The following is a 17,349-nucleotide window of genomic DNA, read 5'->3' on the forward strand; positions in this document are numbered from 1 at the left end:
ATATTTCGGTAACACCATTACCGTACTGCAGAACCTGGAGGAGCCCGGTGACCGACTACAAATTCCTGAAATGGGAGACGTTCGACGACGGCATGATCGTGCGCATCTCGCTAAACCGGCCCGAACAGCGGAACGCCCAGAACCGCGGCATGCTCGTCGAACTCGACGAGGCGTTCGGTCGCGCCGAAGCCGACGACAAGGTTCGCGTGGTGATCCTCGCCGGCGAAGGCAAGATGTTCTCGTCGGGTCACGACATCGGCTCGAAGCAGGCCAGCGCGGAATTTCGGCCAGGCCCCGATCAGCACCCGACCGCGGCGATCAACGGAGGTACCCGGGAGGGCGCCGAGAAGATCATGCTGCAGGAATGGCACTACTTCTTCCAGAACACGCTGCGGTGGCGCAACCTACGCAAGATCACCATCGCTCAGGTCCATGGCGATGTGTTCTCGGCGGGCCTCATGCTGATGTGGGCATGCGACCTCATTGTCGGCAGTGAAGAGGTGCGCTTCGCCGACGTCGTCGGCACCCGACTCGGCATGTGCGGCATGGAGTACTTCGGCCACCCCTGGGAGTTCGGTCCGCGAAAGGCCAAGGAACTCATGCTCACCGGCGACGCCATCGACATTCACGAGGCACATCAGCTCGGGATGGTGAGCAAGGTGTTCACGCGCGACGAATTAGCTGATCGCACAATTGATATGGCCCGTCGTATCGCGGAGGTGCCCACCATGGCGGCGCTGTTGATCAAGGAGTCGGTCAACCAGACCGTCGACAACATGGGCTTCTACAACTCGTTGCAGTCGTGCTTCACGCTGCACCAGCTGAACCATTCCCACTGGGTGGGTGTTCGTGACGACAAACGTGCGACCGCAGGTCCGGAGAACGGCGTGCCGGACTGGCGCACCGCGCCCCCGATCGTCCTGTCGGTCAAGGATCAGGTCAGAGCCGATTCATGACACCACGCCCCATGCAGGTGACCATCCCCGATCACCTCTTCGCGCAGCTGCCGTTCTTCGACGTCATCGACTCGGATGACACGGTGGTCGTAGACCTCGAGAACCGCGCGGATCTGGTGAACATTCGTGGTGCGCTACAGGGCGGATTGGTCGCTACCCTCATCGACGTCGCGGGGGGCAGGCTCGCGATCAAGTACACCGGCGAGGGTGCGGGTGCGAGCACTGCCGACATGACGATCCACTTCCTTGCTCCGATCATGGAAGGTCCGGCCCGCGCCACCGCCACCCTGGTACGGGCGGGTAAGCGCACGATCGTCGTCGCGGTCGACGTGACAGACGTCGGCGCTGACCGACTGGCGGCACGCGCGACGCTGAGCTTCGCTGTCCTGACTCCGAGGCAGCCGGTTCAGCCCGCGGCCGCCCCGTAGCGCGCGTCGGCGACCCGGTCCAGCGCCACGCCCGGCTCGCCGTACACCATCGCCCATCCCCTGGCTCGCCGATAGTACAGCTGGATGTCGCCTTCCATACCGAACCCGTAGCCACCGTGGATGTGCAGACTGCGATGTGTTGCGTCCCGGGCGGTCTCGTATGCGAAGGCGAACGCCATCGCGGACAGCTCGCGGGCACGCTCGGGTTCGTCGGCGAACGCGCATGCCGCCTTGAGCGCCAACAGACGCGCTCCGTCCGCGGCTGTGGCGCTGTCGGCGAGCGGATGGGAGACGGCTTGAAACGTTCCGATCGCGGTGCCGAATGCGTGTCTCTGCTTGGCATAGTCGACGCCCATTTCGACGGCTTTCTTCGCCGCACCCGCGAGCGCGGCAGAAGTCAACGCGAGCCACAAGTCGAGGGCAGCCTCAAACAGGCCCTCGCGTCCTCGCCTTCGGCGAGAACAGCGGCGTCGTCGATCGTGATGTCCGCGAGGGGCAAGGAGCCGAGATTGGTTACAGGACAGCGGTTCTCAGCGACGGGAACCGCGACAACCCGTCCGTCGACGAACGCGACGACCGCGTCCGCGACCGCTCCGGCTGGCACGAGTTTCAGCGAATCGCCATAGCCTCGGCGCGGCGTGAAGCTGATGAGTTTGTCGCCTGCCAGTGCATAGCCGAGCAACTCGGCGCCCGGCTCCCCACATCCGGCGAGTACTCGGGCAGCGACCTGACTCTCGATGACGGGAGCCGATGCGACAGCCCGACCGAATTGTTCCGCGATCAATGCCAGGTCCACCTCGGAAGCGGCCCAGCCGCCTGCGGCTTCATCGACGGCCATTTCAATGACGCCGGTCTCGAGCAGCGCCTTCCACAGTTTGGGATCGAATCCCAATGGCTCCGCGGCCCGCACACGTTCGGATGTGGATTCCCGGGCATACATCGCCGCGAACGAATCGACCAGCTGTCGTTGTTCGCCAGAGAGGCTCAGATCCACCTACTCGGCCCCCTCACATGCGGATACGGTTACTCTCACAAATGAGAGTAGCATTATCGCCTTGCATCGCTATCGGCATGCCCGACGACAGATTGGTTCACACGATGGACTTTCGACTGGCCACCGATGTTGAGGCGTTCCGCGACGACGTCCGCGCCCACCTCCGGGAGGCGTTGACTCCGAAGTTCGAGGAGCGCATATACCGCAGTGGCGTCGCACACGATGACGATTTCGCCAAAGGGCTTGTCGACAAAGGACTTTTCGCACCGAGCTGGCCTGCTGAGTACGGCGGCCGCGACAGCGGCGTCTGGGAGGACCAAGTACTCCGAGAGGAACTTATGCGCGCCGATGCGCCGGCGTACTTGTCGGAGACCACAAGAATGGTCGCGGGGATCATCCGCGAGGTCGGCAATCCCGCTATGCGGGACCGCGTCCTTGCCGGCGCGCTAAGGGGCGATATCACCATCGCGCTTGGGTTCACCGAACCCGAGTGCGGCTCCGACGTAGCTGCCGCAAGTACAAAAGCCGTGCGCGACGGTGACGAATGGGTCATCAACGGCTCCAAGATGTTCACGACCAACGGGCACATCGCCGACTACGTGTTCCTGCTGGCACGCACCAGCCCCGAGAAGCCGAAGCACAAGGGTCTGACGATGTTCCTCGTCCCGCTCGATGTCGACGGATTCGAGGCCCAGGCGGTGTGGACGCTCTCGGGTGAGCGCACCAACATCACCTTCTACAGCGATGTACGGATCAGCGACGAATGGCGCATCGGCGACGTCGACGCAGGATGGCGGGTCTTGAGCTTGTCCCTGCAGGACGAACATGCGTCCGGCTGGGGTCCGCATATCGCGCGCCTCCTCCACCATGCCGAGCAGTGGGCACAAACCACTTGTGCGGACGACGGTTCGCCGCAGATCACCAGAGACGATGTGCGCCGGCGCATCGCACGGGTCGCGATCGAGCACGAGGTTTCCATGCTCCTTCAGCATCGCTGCGTCTGGATGACAGAGGCGGGGCAGACCCCGGTCGCCGAAGGACCGATGTCCAAGGTCTTCAGCACCGAAGCCCTGGCGCGCGCCAGCCAGGACATCTTCGAGATGGTCGGACCCGACGGGATGCGGAGCTACTTCGAGCCGGACGCTCCCGAGCAGGGTCGCTTCGAACACCTGATGCGATTCTCATTGGGCACCACGATCTATGCAGGTACCAGCGAGGTGCAGCGGACCATCATCGCCCAGCGCGGGCTGGGCTTACCCCGTTAGCTTCTTTGGCTTGCGAGCAGTGGTGCGACGGGGCGCCGCTTTGGCCGCAACGCTCCTCGGCTTCGTCTCCGTTGGAGGCGCGAGCGCCTGGAGGCACCACGCCCATAGCTGGTCTTCGTTCAGTTCGGCGCCCTTGACGCCAAGATGGAACACCCCGATCTGTGCCAGCGCGATCAGCGTCGAGTTCAGCAGCGTAGTCAACTGCGCGGGGGTCAGATCCTTGCGCACCAGACCAGCGCGGGAGCACGCGGTGAGAATCTTCGTCAGTAGCTTCTGGTGGGGTTCCCAGATCTTTGCGAAATCGTCAGGACGCTCGATCTCCAGACTCAGGTTGTAGATCGTCATCACGCGACCACCGATCGCCTCGGATGACTCCGCGCGAGACAGAAATCCGCGGCAGAATGCCTCCAGCTGTTCCAGTGGACCGTCCGCCGCCGCAACCTCCTGGCGGATCGCCTCGATGAACTGACTCGTGGCGTTCTCGTAGAGCGCCAACAGCAATTCTTCCTTACCCGCGAAGTGCTGATAGAACGCGCGCAGGCTCAGATTCGACCGATCGATCAGTGTTTGAATCGTGAAGTCGGCCTTTCCCGATTCCTCGACCAACTCCAGCGCCGCTGCCAGGAATCGCGAACTCCGCGCCAGCGCGCGGGCCCGCGCCTGACTGAGTCGACGCTCGATCGTTCGCTCCTGCCAGCTGCCCGACAGCTCGATGTCATTGTCCACGAGTTCCAGTCCGGCGTCTGGGTCCCGGCTGGCACGCTTCTTAGCAGTCATGATGCGTATGAGAATACGCGTTCTGCGATCACATTGCGGGATCTACCTACACGGGTAGGTAGACAGGGCGCGACGCGGCACGCCCATGCGCTACCCTGGAAATCATCATTCTCGCTTGCGGGAATCAAAATTCTGCAAGATGAAGCCGCAGTTCGTCCTCGAAGGAGTGCAGCCTTGACCGCAGATATTCTCATCGTTTCCCCGGACGACCACCTCGTCGAGCCGGCCGATCTGTGGACGTCCCGGCTGCCCGAGCGCTACCGGGACATCGGGCCGAGAATCATTCGACACCGCGGCCGCATGGATCCCAGTGTCACGTCCGACGTCGCGTTCGTCGATGACGAGGACGGTCGCGACGCCGACATCTGGCACTACGAGGATTCGATCATCCCCATTCCGCTCATCAGCGCGGCCGCCGGATACGAGATCGACGAGCTCACCACCGATCCGATCACCTACGAGGAGATGCGACCCGGCTGCTTCCGCCCCAAGGATCGACTCGCCGACATGGACATCGCGGGCATCGAGGCCTCGGCATGCTTTCCCAATACCCTGGTTCGCTTCTGCGGTCAGCGCTTCCTGCACGCCAAAGACAAAGACCTGGCACTGCTCTGCGTCCAGGCGTACAACGACTTCCAGATCGACGAGTGGGGCGGCGACTCCAACGGCAGACTCATCCCGCTGGGCATCATCCCGCTCTGGGACGTCGATCTTGCCGTCAAGGAGGTCGACCGGGTAGCAGCCAAGGGGATGCCGGCCGTGTGCTTCTCCGAGTTGCCCGCGCGCCTCGACCTGCCGTCCATCCACAGCGGCTACTGGGACCCGTTCTTTGCGGCATGCGAGCGCAACGAGGTCGGCATCATGCTGCACATCGGGTCGAGTTCCTCGCTCACCACGTCCTCTCCGGACTCGCCGCACGTTGTCACGAGCGCTTTGATGGCGGTCAACTGCACCATCGCGCTGGTCGACTGGCTGTTCTCGGCCAAGCTGAAACAGTTCCCCAAGCTCAAGATCGCCTTCGCGGAGGCACAGGCGGGCTGGATTCCCTATTACCTGCAGCGCGTCGACGAAGTCTGGGAAGACCGGCGGGCGTGGGGCGGCATCCATCCCCTCCTGACCGAACCGCCGAGCAACCAAGTGCCCGGGCGCGTATGGTTCTCCACCTTCGGTGACCCCGTCGCGTTCCGCATCCTCGACCTCGTCGGCGAGGATCAGCTCATGTTTGAGACCGACTATCCGCACAACGACACCAACTGGCCGAACAGCATGGACGTCGCCAACAAGGCGACCGAAGGCCTCGATGAGGAGACCAAGCGAAAAGTGCTGTCCACCAACGCGAAGAACTTCTTCGGAATGGCCTAGCTGCCGCTCGCGAGCAGACGCCTCACTCCCCAGTTTATCGGCGATTCAGGGGCTTTCACGTCTGCTCGCGCTGACGGACTAGAGCGCCTTCCAGTCTGGCTTGCGCTTCTCGAGGAAGGCTCGCGGTCCCTCGACGGCGTCCTTCGTCAGCGCCACCTTCATGCGGTAGTTCTCGGCGAGCAGTTCGGCCTCGTAGATCGGCAGGTTCATGCCCTTTCGGACCGCCATACGCGAACCACGCACCGCAAGAGGTGCATTCGAATTCACCACTTCCGCGATCTCCCACGCACGATCCATCAGCGATTCGTGTGAGACCACCTCGGTGAAAACGCCCAGATCGTAGGCTCGCTGAGCGTCGAGCCGCTCGTGCTTACCCATGAGAATCAAACGCATGGCCACCGGCAGCGGCAGAATGCGCGCCAACCGTACCCCCTCGCGTCCCGAGGTCACGCCGATACTCACGTGCGGGTCCATCAAAGTCGCATGCTCGGACGCAATCGTGATGTCTGCTGTCGTGACGAGATCCATTCCCGCACCACACGCTATGCCGTTGACCGCGCAGATGATCGGCTTGGTCATCTGCATCCATGGGGGGGTTGCCTCCTGTGGTGCGTCCCACTGCCGCATCGAACTCAGGATCGGCTCGCCCTGGTTGTCGATGCCCGCTGCGTTCTCCATGTCGTGGTCGGCGGCCTTGTTCACGTCAGCGCCCACGCACAGCGCGCGGCCCGCACCGGTGATGATCATCGTCCAGATGTCTTGCGACTTCTCGATCTCCGCGTACGCCACTGCGAGTTCGGCGATCATCTCGTCGTTGATCGCGTTGAGCACTTCAGGCCGGTTCAGCGTCACACAGGCGGTGTGACCCCGCACCTCCACCTCGATCGTGTCGTATTCGCTCACCGGATCAGCCTCTTCTCTCCAAAACCGCTGTGGCGCTGGGTCGGAAACCAAAAACTCCGTGGAACCGCTCACAGTATCGCGGCCACACATCCGGATTCAGCAGCCGAGGCGGCATGCCGCCGGAAAAAATCGTCTGCCACTGCGTTGCGGTGGCGACGGCGATATCGCGCGCCGCCTCAACGGTGATGCCCGCGGTGTGCGGGGTCGCGACCACATTGTCGAGTTGCAGCAGCGGGTTGTCCTCCCGTGGTGGCTCCTCGTGGAACACGTCCAGGCCCGCGCCGGCGATACCTCCGCTGACAAGCGCGTCGTACAGCGCCCTCTCGTCGTGGACGGGCCCGCGCGCTGTCGTGATGAAGAATGCCGTCGGCTTCATGGCCGTGAACTGCGCCTTGCCGATCAGACCCTGCGTCTCCTTCGTCAGTGGACACGTCACCTGTACGAAGTCCGACCGCTCGACGAGCTGGTTCAGCGACACCAGCTGGATTCCGCGATCGCTGGCACTCGCCTCATCGACATACGGATCGAAGACGATGACTTCCATTCCGAACGGCGCGCACAACTCGACCAGGCGGCTTCCGATGGCGCCGAGCCCGATGACGCCGAGCGTCTTGCCGAGCAACTGACTGCCCCGCAGTGCCAGCCGGTCTCCCAGCGGCCCGCTGCGCAGTGCGCGGTCGGCGATGGTGATCTTCTTGGCGAGATCGAGCATGAAGCCGAGTGCGTGCTCGGCGACCGCCTCGGCACCGGGACCGGAGTTGTTACACACTGCGATCCCCGCCCGGGTGCAGGCCTCGACGTCGATGACGTCGTATCCCGCCCCCGCCGAGCACACCGCCAGCAGCTGCGGGCAGCGTTCGACCAGCGCCCGGCCGGCCAGCCATTGCGCGCCATCATCCGCCGACGCCACATCGGTGCGGGTGGCCACCTGGTATCCGTGCGCCGATTCCAGCGCTGCCCAATTGTGTTCAGCGGGCGCGTCCAAGTCGAGCTTGACGATGTCGACATCGGACACCTCGAGGATGTCCCCCGCGGCAGGATCGGTCCAGCGTTCATAGACCAGTCGCGGCCGTACGCTCATTGCCGTCTGTTCTTCGCGCAGGCGCTCATCACTGCTTGGCTTTGGGCTTCGCCTGCGCAGCCTTGAACATGTCCGCCAGCGCAGGATCGACATTCTTGTAGTCGTTGCGCGCGATGGTGCCGTCACGGCCTTCGACGATGTCGTAACCCAACCGGAGGTCTTTGTTCTCCATGTGGAAGTATTCGCGGCCGATCGGCAACCGCCGATCCTCGCGCGGTACCTCCATCCACGCGCGCAGGAAGCAACGGGCCTTCTTCGGATCATTGCTGCTGACGAAGTCCGATCGCGAGTGGCACATGGCGAAGTTGTTGGCGACCGCCGCTTCACCGGATTCGAGCCGGAACTCGACCTGCTGCTCGACGAGGATGTTGCGCAGCAGTTCGATGGCCTCCTCCTGCTTCGGGGTGAATTCGCGGCCGATGGTCTTCATGGCAGGCAAGATGCTGCTGTAGGTGAAGTTGATACAGATGCGCCCATCGATCTGCGAGAACACCGGTACGTCATACGGCGTGACGTCGGGTTGGTCATCGGGTTGTTCGCTGCGGCGGTGGTGCGGGAAGCCCTGGTACAGCACGTCGAGCAGATCCGGGCGTTCGGCGAGGATCCGGTTGTGCGCCGCTGGGCCACTTGCGAACTGGCTTTCGCCGCCCTCGGCCGCCGGATAGACGCACAGCAGAGAGAGGATGTCGGCGGCATCGTTGTGCATCGCCAATTCCGCGCGGGACTTGGTACCGCGGGCGGGTTGAACGCCGTTGGGCAGGATCTCCTCCTGCACACGTACCATGCGATGGCCGAACGAGTTGTTGGACACCAGATAGCCCAGATGCGTGCAGAAGGCCCAGTAGATGCGTTCGAGGTCTTCGATCGAGTGCTGTTCCACGGGAAATCCGCGGACGCATGCCAGTCCCTTGCCGAACATCAGATCCTGGTACAGCCGCGCCAGATCATCGTCGAGGTCGGGGTGACGAGCGTCCTCTGGCGTGATCTCGTCGCGGTCCTTACCGGAGGTCTTGGCCAGAATCGATTCCAGCGCAGCGATATTGCGCGCCGAGAGATCGAAAGCGAAGTCTTCCTTACTGGTGAAATCCGCCCCGGTCCATGCCATCGAGTCGGTCACCTGGTCGGTGTAGATCGCGGTGGGCATCCGTCCTCCTATTCAGTCTCGAGCTCCCGCAAGTCACGTGCGCGGGCCGTAGCCGCCTCGGTCATCATTCCGACGTCCGTACCCGCCGAGATGAAGCGCAATCCCAGTCCGGTGAACCGTTTCAGCAGGTCAACGGACTTGATTCCGGCAACTCCGAGCGCCACGCCGTGCTCACGGCAAGCCGCTGCGACCGAGTCTACTGCATGGTGGAAATGCTCATTCTCATACTGGCCGTGGATGCCCATCTCCGCGGTCAGATCGCTCGGTCCGAGCAGGATCATGTCCACGCCATTCACTGCCGCGATGGCACCGCTCGCCTCCACCGCAGCGGGAGTTTCGATCATCACCGCGACCACTGTGCGGCGTTCTAGCACAGCGGTCAATTCCGCTGCCGGCAGCGAACGGTATCCGCTCACGGGGTTGGGTCCCGATATCGATCGATGACCGAGCGGTGGGAATCGCGCGGCATCGACGACCGCCTCTGCCTCCTCACTCGAATTGACATGCGGGACAATGACTCCTATGGCACCGTTGTCGAGAACCCGTGCGATCACGCTTGGATCGTGCGACGGTACCCGCACCAACCCCGAGATACCCGCCCCCAGCGCGCTTGCGCAGAGCATCGCCGCGGTCTCAAGCGACGTCGAGGTGTGCTCGAGATCGACATAGATTGCGTCGTACCCGCATGCCGCGGCGATGGCGGGAACATCGGGCGTACGCGCGTTCATCAGCGCGAGGCACAGCACCAGGCCGTCGCCGCGAAGTGCGTCTCGCAAAGATCCCTGCACGCACCAACGGTAACCGACTGAGAACGAGGATTCCACCAGGTCGTTAACGCCATTCTCAATGTGGTAACCATTACGTATGCCAGCGAACCGGGTCGCGCTCGTTGGCGCCGCGCTGTCTGATTGCGGGCGGGTGCCCGAGAAGACCGCCATGGGGCTGATGGCCCAGTCCTCCATACGCGCCATCGCCGACGCGGGCCTGACGAAGGACGACATCGACGGACTCGGCGCACACGGGTCCCTGTTGCCGCCGGTCGAGGTGAGCGAGTATCTCGGCCTACGACCCACCTGGGTCGATGCCACCAACGTCGGCGGCTCATCGTGGGAGGTCATGGCCCGCCACGCCGCCGCAGCCATTGCGGCCGGCGAGATCGACGTTGCACTCCTGACATACGGGTCGACAGCCCGCTCGGACGTGAAACGCCGTGTCCGTGCCTCGGCGGCGGCGATGGGCACCGGCGGTGCCTTGCAGTACGAAACACCTTACGGCGCCACACTGATCGCGAAGTATGCGATGGCCGCCAGACGCCACATGATCGAGTACGACACGACGGTCGAGCAGTTGGCCGAGGTCGCCGTCGCCGCCCACGAGTGGGCGGCCATGAACGACAACGCGTTCGAGCGCGATCGCATCACCGTTGCCGATGTCTCGGCTGCGCCGATGCTGGCCGATCCGTTCACATCCAAACATGTGTGCCTGCGCACCGACGGCGGTGGTGCCGTGGTGCTCGCCAGCGAGCGGGTGGCAAAAGATTGCGCTAAGGAGCCGGTGTGGATACTCGGGTCCGCCGATGCGACTTCACATGTCAGCATGAGCGAGTGGGGCGATTTCACCACGTCCGCGGCGGCGGTGTCGGGCCCCCAAGCGTTCGCTCGCGCCGGTGTCTCCCCGCCGATATAGACGTCTGCCAGCTCTATGACTCGTTCACCTCCACCGTGCTGCTGACGGTCGAAGATCTCGGCTTCTGCCCGAAAGGTGAGGGCGGCCCGTTCATAGCGTCGGGTGCGCTGCGTCCGGGCGGTGCGTTGCCGACCAACACCGATGGCGGCGGGCTGGCGTCTTGCCATCCCGGCATGCGCGGGATGTTCTTGCTGGTAGAGGCGGTGCGTCAACTGCGCGGCGAGTGCGGCCCCAGGCAGGTCGACGATGCACGCCTGGCATGCGTACATGCCATGGGCGGCTTCTTCACCCACAGCGCGACGATGATCCTCGGGACACGATGATGGACGTTCCCGTGGGGCCGAACCGCCCGACCGTCGACTCCGACAGCGAGTCGTGGTGGCAGGCTATTCAGGACCGGCGCTTGCTGGTCAATGCGTGCGTGTCGTGCGGACGTAAGTCGTTGTACATGCGGCCCTTCTGTCCGCACTGCTGGAGTACCGAGGTCGCGCCGGCACCGGCGTCCGGACGGGCCACGCTCTATACGTGGAGCGTCGTCCACCAGAACGCAGCGCCCTTCGACGTCCGCACGCCGTATGTTGTGGCGATGGTCGACCTCGTCGAGGGTCCGCGGCTGATGACAGTGGTTGAGGATTGCCCAATCGAAACGCTCACTGCCGGAATGGAACTCACGATCGCCTTTCGTGATGACGACGACGGCTTCACCGTCCCGGTCTTCCGACCGCCGACGGATGTCGAAAGGAAAAGTGATGAATAAAGAAGACATGATCCTGATCAGCGTTGATGATCACATCGTCGAGCCGCCGGATATGTTCAGGAATCATCTGCAGAAGAAATATCTGGATGAGGCGCCGCGGTTGGTGCACAACCCCGATGGTTCTGATACCTGGCAGTTCCGCGACATCGTGATCCCCAATGTTGCGTTGAACGCGGTCGCGGGCAGGCCCAAGGAGGAGTACGGGCTGGAGCCGCAAGGTCTGGACGAGATCCGGCCGGGTTGTTACCAGGTCGACGAACGGGTCAAGGACATGAACGCCGGGGGCATTCTGGGCTCGATGTGTTTCCCGTCGTTCCCGGGGTTCGCGGGCCGGTTGTTCGCCACTGAGGACCACGAGTTCTCCCTGGCGCTGGTGCAGGCCTACAACGACTGGCACGTCGAGGAGTGGTGCGGTGCCTATCCGGCGCGGTTCATCCCGATGACGCTGCCGGTGATCTGGGATGCCGAAGCGTGCGCGGCGGAGATCCGGCGTAACGCCAAGCGTGGGGTGCACTCGCTGACGTTCACCGAGAATCCCTCGGCGATGGGATACCCGAGCTTCCATGACTTCGATTACTGGAAGCCGATGTGGGATGCGCTCGTGGACACCGACACGGTGCTCAACGTGCACATCGGTTCGTCGGGGCGGTTGGCGATCACCGCGCCGGATGCCCCGATGGACGTGATGATCACGCTGCAGCCGATGAACATCGTGCAGGCCGCGGCGGATCTATTGTGGTCCAAGCCCATCAAGGAGTACAAAGACCTCAAGATCGCGCTGAGCGAGGGTGGCACCGGCTGGATTCCGTACTTCCTGGAACGCGCCGATCGCACGTACGAGATGCACTCGACGTGGACCGGACAGGACTTCGGCAAGCAGAAACCTTCTGAAGTGTTCCGCGATCACTTCCTGACGTGCTTCATCTCCGATCACGTCGGCGTGCAGCTGCGTAACGACGTCGGCATCGACAACATCTGCTGGGAAGCCGATTACCCACATTCGGATTCGATGTGGCCCGGGGCTCCCGAGCAGCTCGACGAGGTCCTCAAAGAGCACCACGTGCCCGATGTCGAAATCAACAAGATGACCTACCAGAACGCCATGCGCTGGTATCACTGGGACCCCTTCACCCACATCACCAAGGAACAGGCCACCGTCGGTGCGTTACGCAAAGCCGCCGAAGGCCACGACGTCAGCATCCAGGCCCTGAGCAAGCACGAGCACGGCGGCGGCGGTGCATCGGACTGGCAGTCCCAGATGAGCAAGGTCGCCCAAAACAGCGCAGGCAAGGACTGATCAACACTCGCTGCTTAACGCGGCGATTAGGACGTGGCGGCGAGGCGGTCGGCGAGCGCCCGCGGCCGTCCCGCCGATTTCGCGTCGAGCTTGTTGCGCTCGACTTTGCCGTTGGCGTTGAGAGGCAACGGTTCGTCCCAGAAGACGAGCTCCTCGGGAAGTTTGTACTTGGGCAGACCCGCAGACACGAGCGCATCGGTCACGTCTGCGAGCGACACGGCGCCCGCAGACTCGAGAACCACAGCCATCGCCAACCGCTCGCCGGTGACGCGGTCCGGTACCGAGTAGGCGGCGCAATCAACGACTCCGGCGAGATTGGCGACCGCTTCCTCGACTTCGGCAGCGGGGATCTTGAGACCGTTTCGAATGATGATGTCTTTCAACCGGCCGACGATGCGAACCCGGCCGTTGTCGAGTTCCGCGACATCACCGGTGCGAAACCAATCACCGTCGAAAGCGTCCGCATCGTCGTCCGCGTCCGTGTACCCGAGAAATGTGTGCGGTCCACGGATGCAACATTCGGTGGGATCGCCGCTGGAGCCGATCCGCACCTCCACGTCGGCCAGTGCGACCCCGTCGTCGGCATGGCGCACGTCCCTGGGTTCCCTACGCAGTCCCGATGTGCTGACCGGCACCTCTGACGATCCGTAGGCGCGCATGACGATGATGCGGAATTCGTCCTCGATGCGTTCCACTATGCGTCGGTCCAGCATCGTTCCGCCGAGGTACACCGCTCGCAGCGGGACGATCGCGTTCCGTGCCATCGCCTCGTCGAGTACCCGGTCCAGTAGCCGATCGGGACCGCCGTACCAGGTCGCCCCCGCCGACACGAGCAGCTCGCAGGTCGCCGATGGATCCCAGCGATCCTCCAATATCACCGGGGCGGTGAGCATCGGCCCGATGAACAGGCCCTGCAGCACCCCGGTGACCGACGCCAGTGGACTGATCAGGAAGATTCGATCGTCGTCGGTCAGTCCGGCCGCTGCAATGTAGTTCGTCGAAGCCTTGAGCAGCGTGCTCAGCGAATGAATCACGCCCTTGGGCTTCGATGTGGTCCCCGAGGTGTAGAGCACGAGGCACGGTTCGTCGGCTGCGCGTTCTGAGCGGTATTCCGTGGCCGGTGTGCCGCCGGCGTCCAACGCGATCCAGGTCGCGCGCCCCGACAGCTCTGGTTCTACCGTCGCAGGCCAATTCGGCGCGACGCCGAACTCTGCGCCGGTGCGCTCGATGATGTCGGCGACCTGCGTCGCGCCCGCGCTGCGGGGCACCAGCAGGATCACGGCATCGAGGCGCAACGCCGCGTGGACGGCGATGACCGAATCCACGTCATTGCCGACAACGACGAGGACCGGTGTCGATGCCGCGACCCCGGCCGCAGCCAGACTGCTAACCGCCCCATCGATGCGCTCGTTGAGTTCGGCATAGGTGAGTTCATCACCCCTGGCTATCAGTGCGAGCCGCTCGGGATGTCGTTCTGCGGCTGTGCGCACGACGTCTGCAGGCTGGGCCGACCAGTGGCCCGCCTCACGGTATTGGTCCCGCAATGCCATGGCACGTCGCTGCGCGTGGTCCAACAGCGCAGTCGAGCCCTTCATGCCGTCCTCCTATGCAAATGATGGTTCTCACTAGGGGTAAATGTAACCTCTCATCATGCCGTCACTCGCATTCGACAACCAGGTAGCCATCGTCACCGGTGCGGGCGGAGGTCTCGGCCGCTGCCACGCCCTTGAACTCGCCCGCCGCGGGGCGCGGGTCGTGGTGAACGACCTCGGCAGCGCGGTAGACGGTAGCGGCGCGTCAATATCGGCCGCTCAGGCCGTTGTCGACGAGATCACCGCGGCCGGAGGTACGGCGATCGCCAACGGCGACTCGGTGGCAACCGAAGCGGGCGGAGCCGCGATCGTCGCCGCGGCCGTGGATGCCTTCGGCCAGGTCGACATCTTGGTGAACAACGCAGGCATTCTGCGTGATGCTGCATTCAAGAACATGACTGCCGAACAGTTCGACGCCGTCATCGCGGTGCATCTGGCAGGAACATTCAATGTCACCCGCGCCGTCTGGCCCGTCATGCGCGGGCAGAACTACGGCCGAATCGTCCAAACAAGCTCCGGTACCGGTCTTTTCGGAAACTTCGGCCAGGCCAACTACGGCGCGGCAAAGATGGGACTGATCGGCATGATGCATGTACTTGCCATCGAGGGCGCTCGCAACGGCATCGCCGTCAACGCGATCGCGCCGATCGCCCGCACCCGGATGACGGAGGACATCATGGGCGAGGCGGGTAAGGCGCTGGACCCCGAACTCGTCACTCCGGTCGTCGTTTACCTGTCACATCGCACCTGTGAACGGACGGCGCACATCTACTCGGTGGGCGGCGGAAAGGTCTCGCGGGTGTTCATCGGTCAGACCAAGGGCATCGATGATGCGGACCTCAGCGCGGAATCTGTCGCCGAATCCATTGACCGGATCGATGACAGCTCGTCGTTCACCATCCGCGGAGGGCCCTAACAGCCCCGAAAGCGGGGCTCCCGGCGTTCGGCGAACGACAGCAACCCTTCTTGCAGGTCCGCGGTGTGCGACACGACTTCGGCGGCCCAGGCCTCCTGCTCGAACGCGCGATCGCGGCCGGACTCCGACGACACTGCCAACAGCCGTTTCGTCAGGCTCAGCATCACTGTCGGGCCCGCGGCCAGTCGTCTGACGATCTCCTCTGCGACGGCATCAATGTCCTCCGGCGCCGCCACGCGGTTGACCAGACCGAGCCGCTCACACGTCGGCGCATCGATCCGTTCACCGAGCATGAGCAGCTCACTCGCCTTCCGCAGCCCGACAATTCGCGTCAGCAAGTGGATTGCACCGGAATCCGGCAGTATCCCGCGGTGCACGAACGCCTCGACAAGTGTTGCCTCCGTGGACATGACGACGAGGTCCGAAGCCAGCACAAGACTCGACCCAGCGCCCGCAGCCGTTCCCTTGACCACGGTGACGACGGGCTTGTCGCAGTCCATGATCGAGGTGACCAGCCGCTGCCAACCCTGCTGGAGCATTCGGGCGATATCCCCGGGCCGCTTGTCCTGGACCGGTCCAGCGTCCCCACCATCGCGCCGAGGGGCCAGACCGGCACCCGCACAAAAATGCCGGTTACCGGCGGCGCCCAGCAACACGGCGCGCACATGCGGGTCGCCATCGGCCTGCCGGAAAGCCTCCGAAAGAGCATCACGGGCCAAGGGCGACAACGAATTTCCAACGTCGGGTCGGTTGATGATGATGCGTTGCACCCCGTCGTCACCGACGGTTACATCGATCCCAGAAGCTTGTTCACTCATCGCTGCCATCCCTGCGTTAACGCCGTTTCCGCTTTTCGGGTATCTTAATTTCCACTTCGATCCGACGACGATGCGGGCCACGAGGGGGGAGGCGGCTGATGTCTGATTCCTCGTCTTCCCCGCCCGAAAGCGGGCGGATCACCGATGACGGGTTGGCCAGGTTGCGGGCCACCATCGGTATCGCCGTACCGCACACCCAGCCGCCGCACTACTTCCGCCCCAACGAAGACGCCTTCCGACACGTCGCTGAAAGCTACGGCGATGCGAACCCGTTGTGGGCGGATCCCGACTACGCGGCCAAATCGGTGTGGGGTGAGCCGATCGCCCCACCGGCGCTGGTCGGCGGTGACACGCTGATCGGCGAGGACGAGGTATCGACACTGTCCGACGAGGATCGCGCATTGACCAAGGGCGATCCCCTGCGAGGGGTGCATGCGTTCTACGCCTCGTCGTCGCGGGAGTGGTGGGCGCCGCTTCGTGCGAACCACCGCATCTTTCGACGCAACGCCCTGGTCGCGGCACTCGACAAGAGCAGTGAATTCGCCGACCGCGCCGTTCACGAATGGTCTGCCCAGGTGTTCCGCGATGACGAGGGCGTCATCCTCGGGGGCCAGTACCGAAACATGATCCGCACCGAACGTACGAAGGCCCGCAGTCGCAAGAAGTACGACGCCGTCGAATTGAAGACCTGGACTGCCGACGAGATTGCCGAAATCGACGAGAGGTACGCCCGCGAAGTCGCACGCGGTGCAGAGCCCCGCTGGTGGGAGGACGTCAACGAGGGCGACGACGTCGGTCCGCTGACCAAGGGTCCGCTCACCGTCACGGACATGGTGTGCTGGCACGTCGGTATGGGGACCGGAATGTACGGCGTGCGGCCGCTGCGGTTGGCATGGCGCAACCGACAGCGCATCCCCCGTTTTTATACGCCCAACGAGCACGGCGTACCCGACGTTCAGCAGCGCGTGCACTGGGAACCCGACGCCGCCCGTAATGCCGGCAACCCCACAACGTTCGACTACGGACGGATGCGCGAAACGTGGCTGATCCATCTGTGCACCGACTGGATGGGCGACGACGCCTGGCTGTGGAAGCTGGACTGCGAGTTCCGCCTCTTCAACTATGTGGGTGACCTTCACACGATAACCGGCACAGTCGTACACAAATATCTCGCCGACGGGGAGCGGCCCGCCGTCGACCTCGAACTCGCGGCGACCAATCACCGCGGCGAGGTCACCGCCCCCGGGCACGCCACCATTCTGTTGCCCAGCAGGGAAAGAGGACCCGTGCGCCTTCCGGATCCGCCCGGCGGGGCGAGCAATCTGACCGAGTTGCTCACCGCGGTCTCGGCCCAGTTCGCCGGACGTTGATGC

General features: G+C 63.8%; 15 protein-coding genes and 2 pseudogenes. 9 read left to right on the forward strand and 8 right to left on the reverse strand.

What is annotated here, in order from left to right; translation table 11 throughout:
* Nucleotides 1-47 precede the first annotated feature (47 nt).
* Complete coding sequence (locus G6N36_RS10215) at nucleotides 48-956, forward strand: enoyl-CoA hydratase (RefSeq protein WP_163686412.1); 909 nt, start codon at nucleotides 48-50, stop codon at nucleotides 954-956.
* Nucleotides 957-967: 11 nt separating this feature from the next.
* Entirely contained in the window at nucleotides 968-1,384 is a 417-nt protein-coding gene (locus tag G6N36_RS10220; protein WP_163690586.1) for a PaaI family thioesterase, read from the forward strand.
* Here the strand turns inward: G6N36_RS10220 and G6N36_RS10225 are convergent.
* A pseudogene (locus G6N36_RS10225) lies at nucleotides 1,363-2,378 on the reverse strand (acyl-CoA dehydrogenase family protein). The gene G6N36_RS10220 and the pseudogene G6N36_RS10225 sit on opposite strands and share 22 nt — an antisense overlap.
* A 104-nt stretch (nucleotides 2,379-2,482) precedes the next feature.
* On the opposite strand from G6N36_RS10225, the gene G6N36_RS10230 reads away from it, so the two are divergent.
* The gene (locus G6N36_RS10230) at nucleotides 2,483-3,643 is read left to right on the forward strand and encodes an acyl-CoA dehydrogenase family protein (protein WP_163686413.1); all 1,161 of its coding nucleotides are present in this window, start codon (nucleotides 2,483-2,485) and stop codon (nucleotides 3,641-3,643) included.
* Here the strand turns inward: G6N36_RS10230 and G6N36_RS10235 are convergent.
* A complete protein-coding gene (locus tag G6N36_RS10235; protein ID WP_163686414.1) occupies nucleotides 3,632-4,420 on the reverse strand; it encodes a TetR/AcrR family transcriptional regulator in 789 nt (262 codons plus the stop codon). The two genes, G6N36_RS10230 and G6N36_RS10235, sit on opposite strands and share 12 nt — an antisense overlap.
* A gap of 174 nt (nucleotides 4,421-4,594) precedes the next feature.
* Here G6N36_RS10235 and G6N36_RS10240 point away from each other — a divergent pair, with 174 nt between their 5' ends.
* Complete coding sequence (locus G6N36_RS10240; RefSeq protein WP_163686415.1) at nucleotides 4,595-5,782, forward strand: amidohydrolase family protein; 1,188 nt, start codon at nucleotides 4,595-4,597, stop codon at nucleotides 5,780-5,782.
* 78 nt (nucleotides 5,783-5,860) lie between these two features.
* Here G6N36_RS10240 and G6N36_RS10245 read toward each other — a convergent pair whose 3' ends face one another.
* From G6N36_RS10245 to G6N36_RS10260, 4 genes are read right to left on the reverse strand one after another with little or no spacing between them, the layout of a single operon-like run.
* Nucleotides 5,861-6,685, reverse strand: a complete 825-nt coding sequence (locus G6N36_RS10245) for an enoyl-CoA hydratase/isomerase family protein (RefSeq protein WP_163686416.1) — start codon at nucleotides 6,683-6,685, stop codon at nucleotides 5,861-5,863.
* Between the two features lie 4 nt (nucleotides 6,686-6,689).
* Nucleotides 6,690-7,766 carry a hydroxyacid dehydrogenase gene (locus G6N36_RS10250; protein WP_163686417.1) on the reverse strand — a complete coding sequence of 359 codons (1,077 nt, stop codon included), beginning with the start codon at nucleotides 7,764-7,766 and terminating at the stop codon, nucleotides 6,690-6,692.
* A gap of 28 nt (nucleotides 7,767-7,794) precedes the next feature.
* Nucleotides 7,795-8,910, reverse strand: coding sequence for a TauD/TfdA family dioxygenase (locus G6N36_RS10255; RefSeq protein ID WP_163686418.1), 1,116 nt, complete (start codon nucleotides 8,908-8,910; stop codon nucleotides 7,795-7,797).
* An 8-nt stretch (nucleotides 8,911-8,918) separates the two neighbouring features.
* Nucleotides 8,919-9,734: an HpcH/HpaI aldolase family protein gene (locus G6N36_RS10260; RefSeq protein WP_163686419.1), complete on the reverse strand. Its 816-nt coding sequence runs from the start codon at nucleotides 9,732-9,734 to the stop codon at nucleotides 8,919-8,921.
* Between the two features lie 40 nt (nucleotides 9,735-9,774).
* On the opposite strand from G6N36_RS10260, the pseudogene G6N36_RS10265 reads away from it, so the two are divergent.
* The 3 genes and pseudogenes from G6N36_RS10265 to G6N36_RS10275 all read left to right on the forward strand — a co-directional run bounded on the left by G6N36_RS10265 (nucleotide 9,775) and on the right by G6N36_RS10275 (nucleotide 12,650).
* Nucleotides 9,775-10,919: pseudogene (locus G6N36_RS10265) on the forward strand (acetyl-CoA acetyltransferase).
* The gene (locus G6N36_RS10270) at nucleotides 10,919-11,353 is read left to right on the forward strand and encodes a Zn-ribbon domain-containing OB-fold protein (protein ID WP_163690587.1); all 435 of its coding nucleotides are present in this window, start codon (nucleotides 10,919-10,921) and stop codon (nucleotides 11,351-11,353) included. The pseudogene G6N36_RS10265 and the gene G6N36_RS10270 overlap by 1 nt, the downstream one beginning before the upstream one ends.
* A complete protein-coding gene (locus G6N36_RS10275; RefSeq protein ID WP_163686420.1) occupies nucleotides 11,346-12,650 on the forward strand; it encodes an amidohydrolase family protein in 1,305 nt (434 codons plus the stop codon). Before G6N36_RS10270 ends, G6N36_RS10275 begins: the two co-directional genes overlap by 8 nt.
* 26 nt (nucleotides 12,651-12,676) lie before the next feature.
* On the opposite strand, the gene G6N36_RS10280 is transcribed toward G6N36_RS10275, so the two are convergent.
* Nucleotides 12,677-14,245 carry a class I adenylate-forming enzyme family protein gene (locus G6N36_RS10280; protein WP_163686421.1) on the reverse strand — a complete coding sequence of 523 codons (1,569 nt, stop codon included), beginning with the start codon at nucleotides 14,243-14,245 and terminating at the stop codon, nucleotides 12,677-12,679.
* A gap of 55 nt (nucleotides 14,246-14,300) precedes the next feature.
* Between G6N36_RS10280 and G6N36_RS10285 the strand changes: the two genes are divergently transcribed.
* On the forward strand, nucleotides 14,301-15,158 hold the full coding sequence (locus tag G6N36_RS10285; protein WP_163686422.1) for an SDR family NAD(P)-dependent oxidoreductase: 858 nt from the start codon (nucleotides 14,301-14,303) through the stop codon (nucleotides 15,156-15,158).
* Here G6N36_RS10285 and G6N36_RS10290 read toward each other — a convergent pair.
* Nucleotides 15,155-15,985: an enoyl-CoA hydratase/isomerase family protein gene (locus G6N36_RS10290; protein ID WP_163686423.1), complete on the reverse strand. Its 831-nt coding sequence runs from the start codon at nucleotides 15,983-15,985 to the stop codon at nucleotides 15,155-15,157. The two genes, G6N36_RS10285 and G6N36_RS10290, sit on opposite strands and share 4 nt — an antisense overlap.
* 89 nt (nucleotides 15,986-16,074) lie before the next feature.
* Between G6N36_RS10290 and G6N36_RS10295 the strand changes: the two genes are divergently transcribed.
* Entirely contained in the window at nucleotides 16,075-17,346 is a 1,272-nt protein-coding gene (locus tag G6N36_RS10295; RefSeq protein ID WP_163686424.1) for a hotdog family protein, read from the forward strand.
* Nucleotides 17,347-17,349 lie beyond the last annotated feature (3 nt).

The sequence above is a fragment of the Mycolicibacterium gadium genome (genome assembly GCF_010728925.1).
GTDB classification, from domain to species: domain Bacteria; phylum Actinomycetota; class Actinomycetes; order Mycobacteriales; family Mycobacteriaceae; genus Mycobacterium; species Mycobacterium gadium.

Bases quoted from the DNA above. Each gene is read 5' to 3' on its own strand.
- G6N36_RS10295 (WP_163686424.1), top strand. From the start codon at position 16,075: ATGTCTGATTCCTCGTCTTCCCCGCCCGAAAGCGGGCGGATCACCGAT.
- G6N36_RS10270 (WP_163690587.1), top strand. From the start codon at position 10,919: ATGGACGTTCCCGTGGGGCCGAACCGCCCGACCGTCGACTCCGACAGC.
- G6N36_RS10290 (WP_163686423.1), bottom strand. From the start codon at position 15,985: ATGGCAGCGATGAGTGAACAAGCTTCTGGGATCGATGTAACCGTCGGT.
- G6N36_RS10275 (WP_163686420.1), top strand. From the start codon at position 11,346: ATGAATAAAGAAGACATGATCCTGATCAGCGTTGATGATCACATCGTC.
- G6N36_RS10230 (WP_163686413.1), top strand. From the start codon at position 2,483: ATGGACTTTCGACTGGCCACCGATGTTGAGGCGTTCCGCGACGACGTC.
- G6N36_RS10280 (WP_163686421.1), bottom strand. From the start codon at position 14,245: ATGAAGGGCTCGACTGCGCTGTTGGACCACGCGCAGCGACGTGCCATG.
- G6N36_RS10285 (WP_163686422.1), top strand. From the start codon at position 14,301: ATGCCGTCACTCGCATTCGACAACCAGGTAGCCATCGTCACCGGTGCG.
- G6N36_RS10255 (WP_163686418.1), bottom strand. From the start codon at position 8,910: ATGCCCACCGCGATCTACACCGACCAGGTGACCGACTCGATGGCATGG.
- G6N36_RS10235 (WP_163686414.1), bottom strand. From the start codon at position 4,420: ATGACTGCTAAGAAGCGTGCCAGCCGGGACCCAGACGCCGGACTGGAA.
- G6N36_RS10220 (WP_163690586.1), top strand. From the start codon at position 968: ATGCAGGTGACCATCCCCGATCACCTCTTCGCGCAGCTGCCGTTCTTC.
- G6N36_RS10250 (WP_163686417.1), bottom strand. From the start codon at position 7,766: ATGAGCGTACGGCCGCGACTGGTCTATGAACGCTGGACCGATCCTGCC.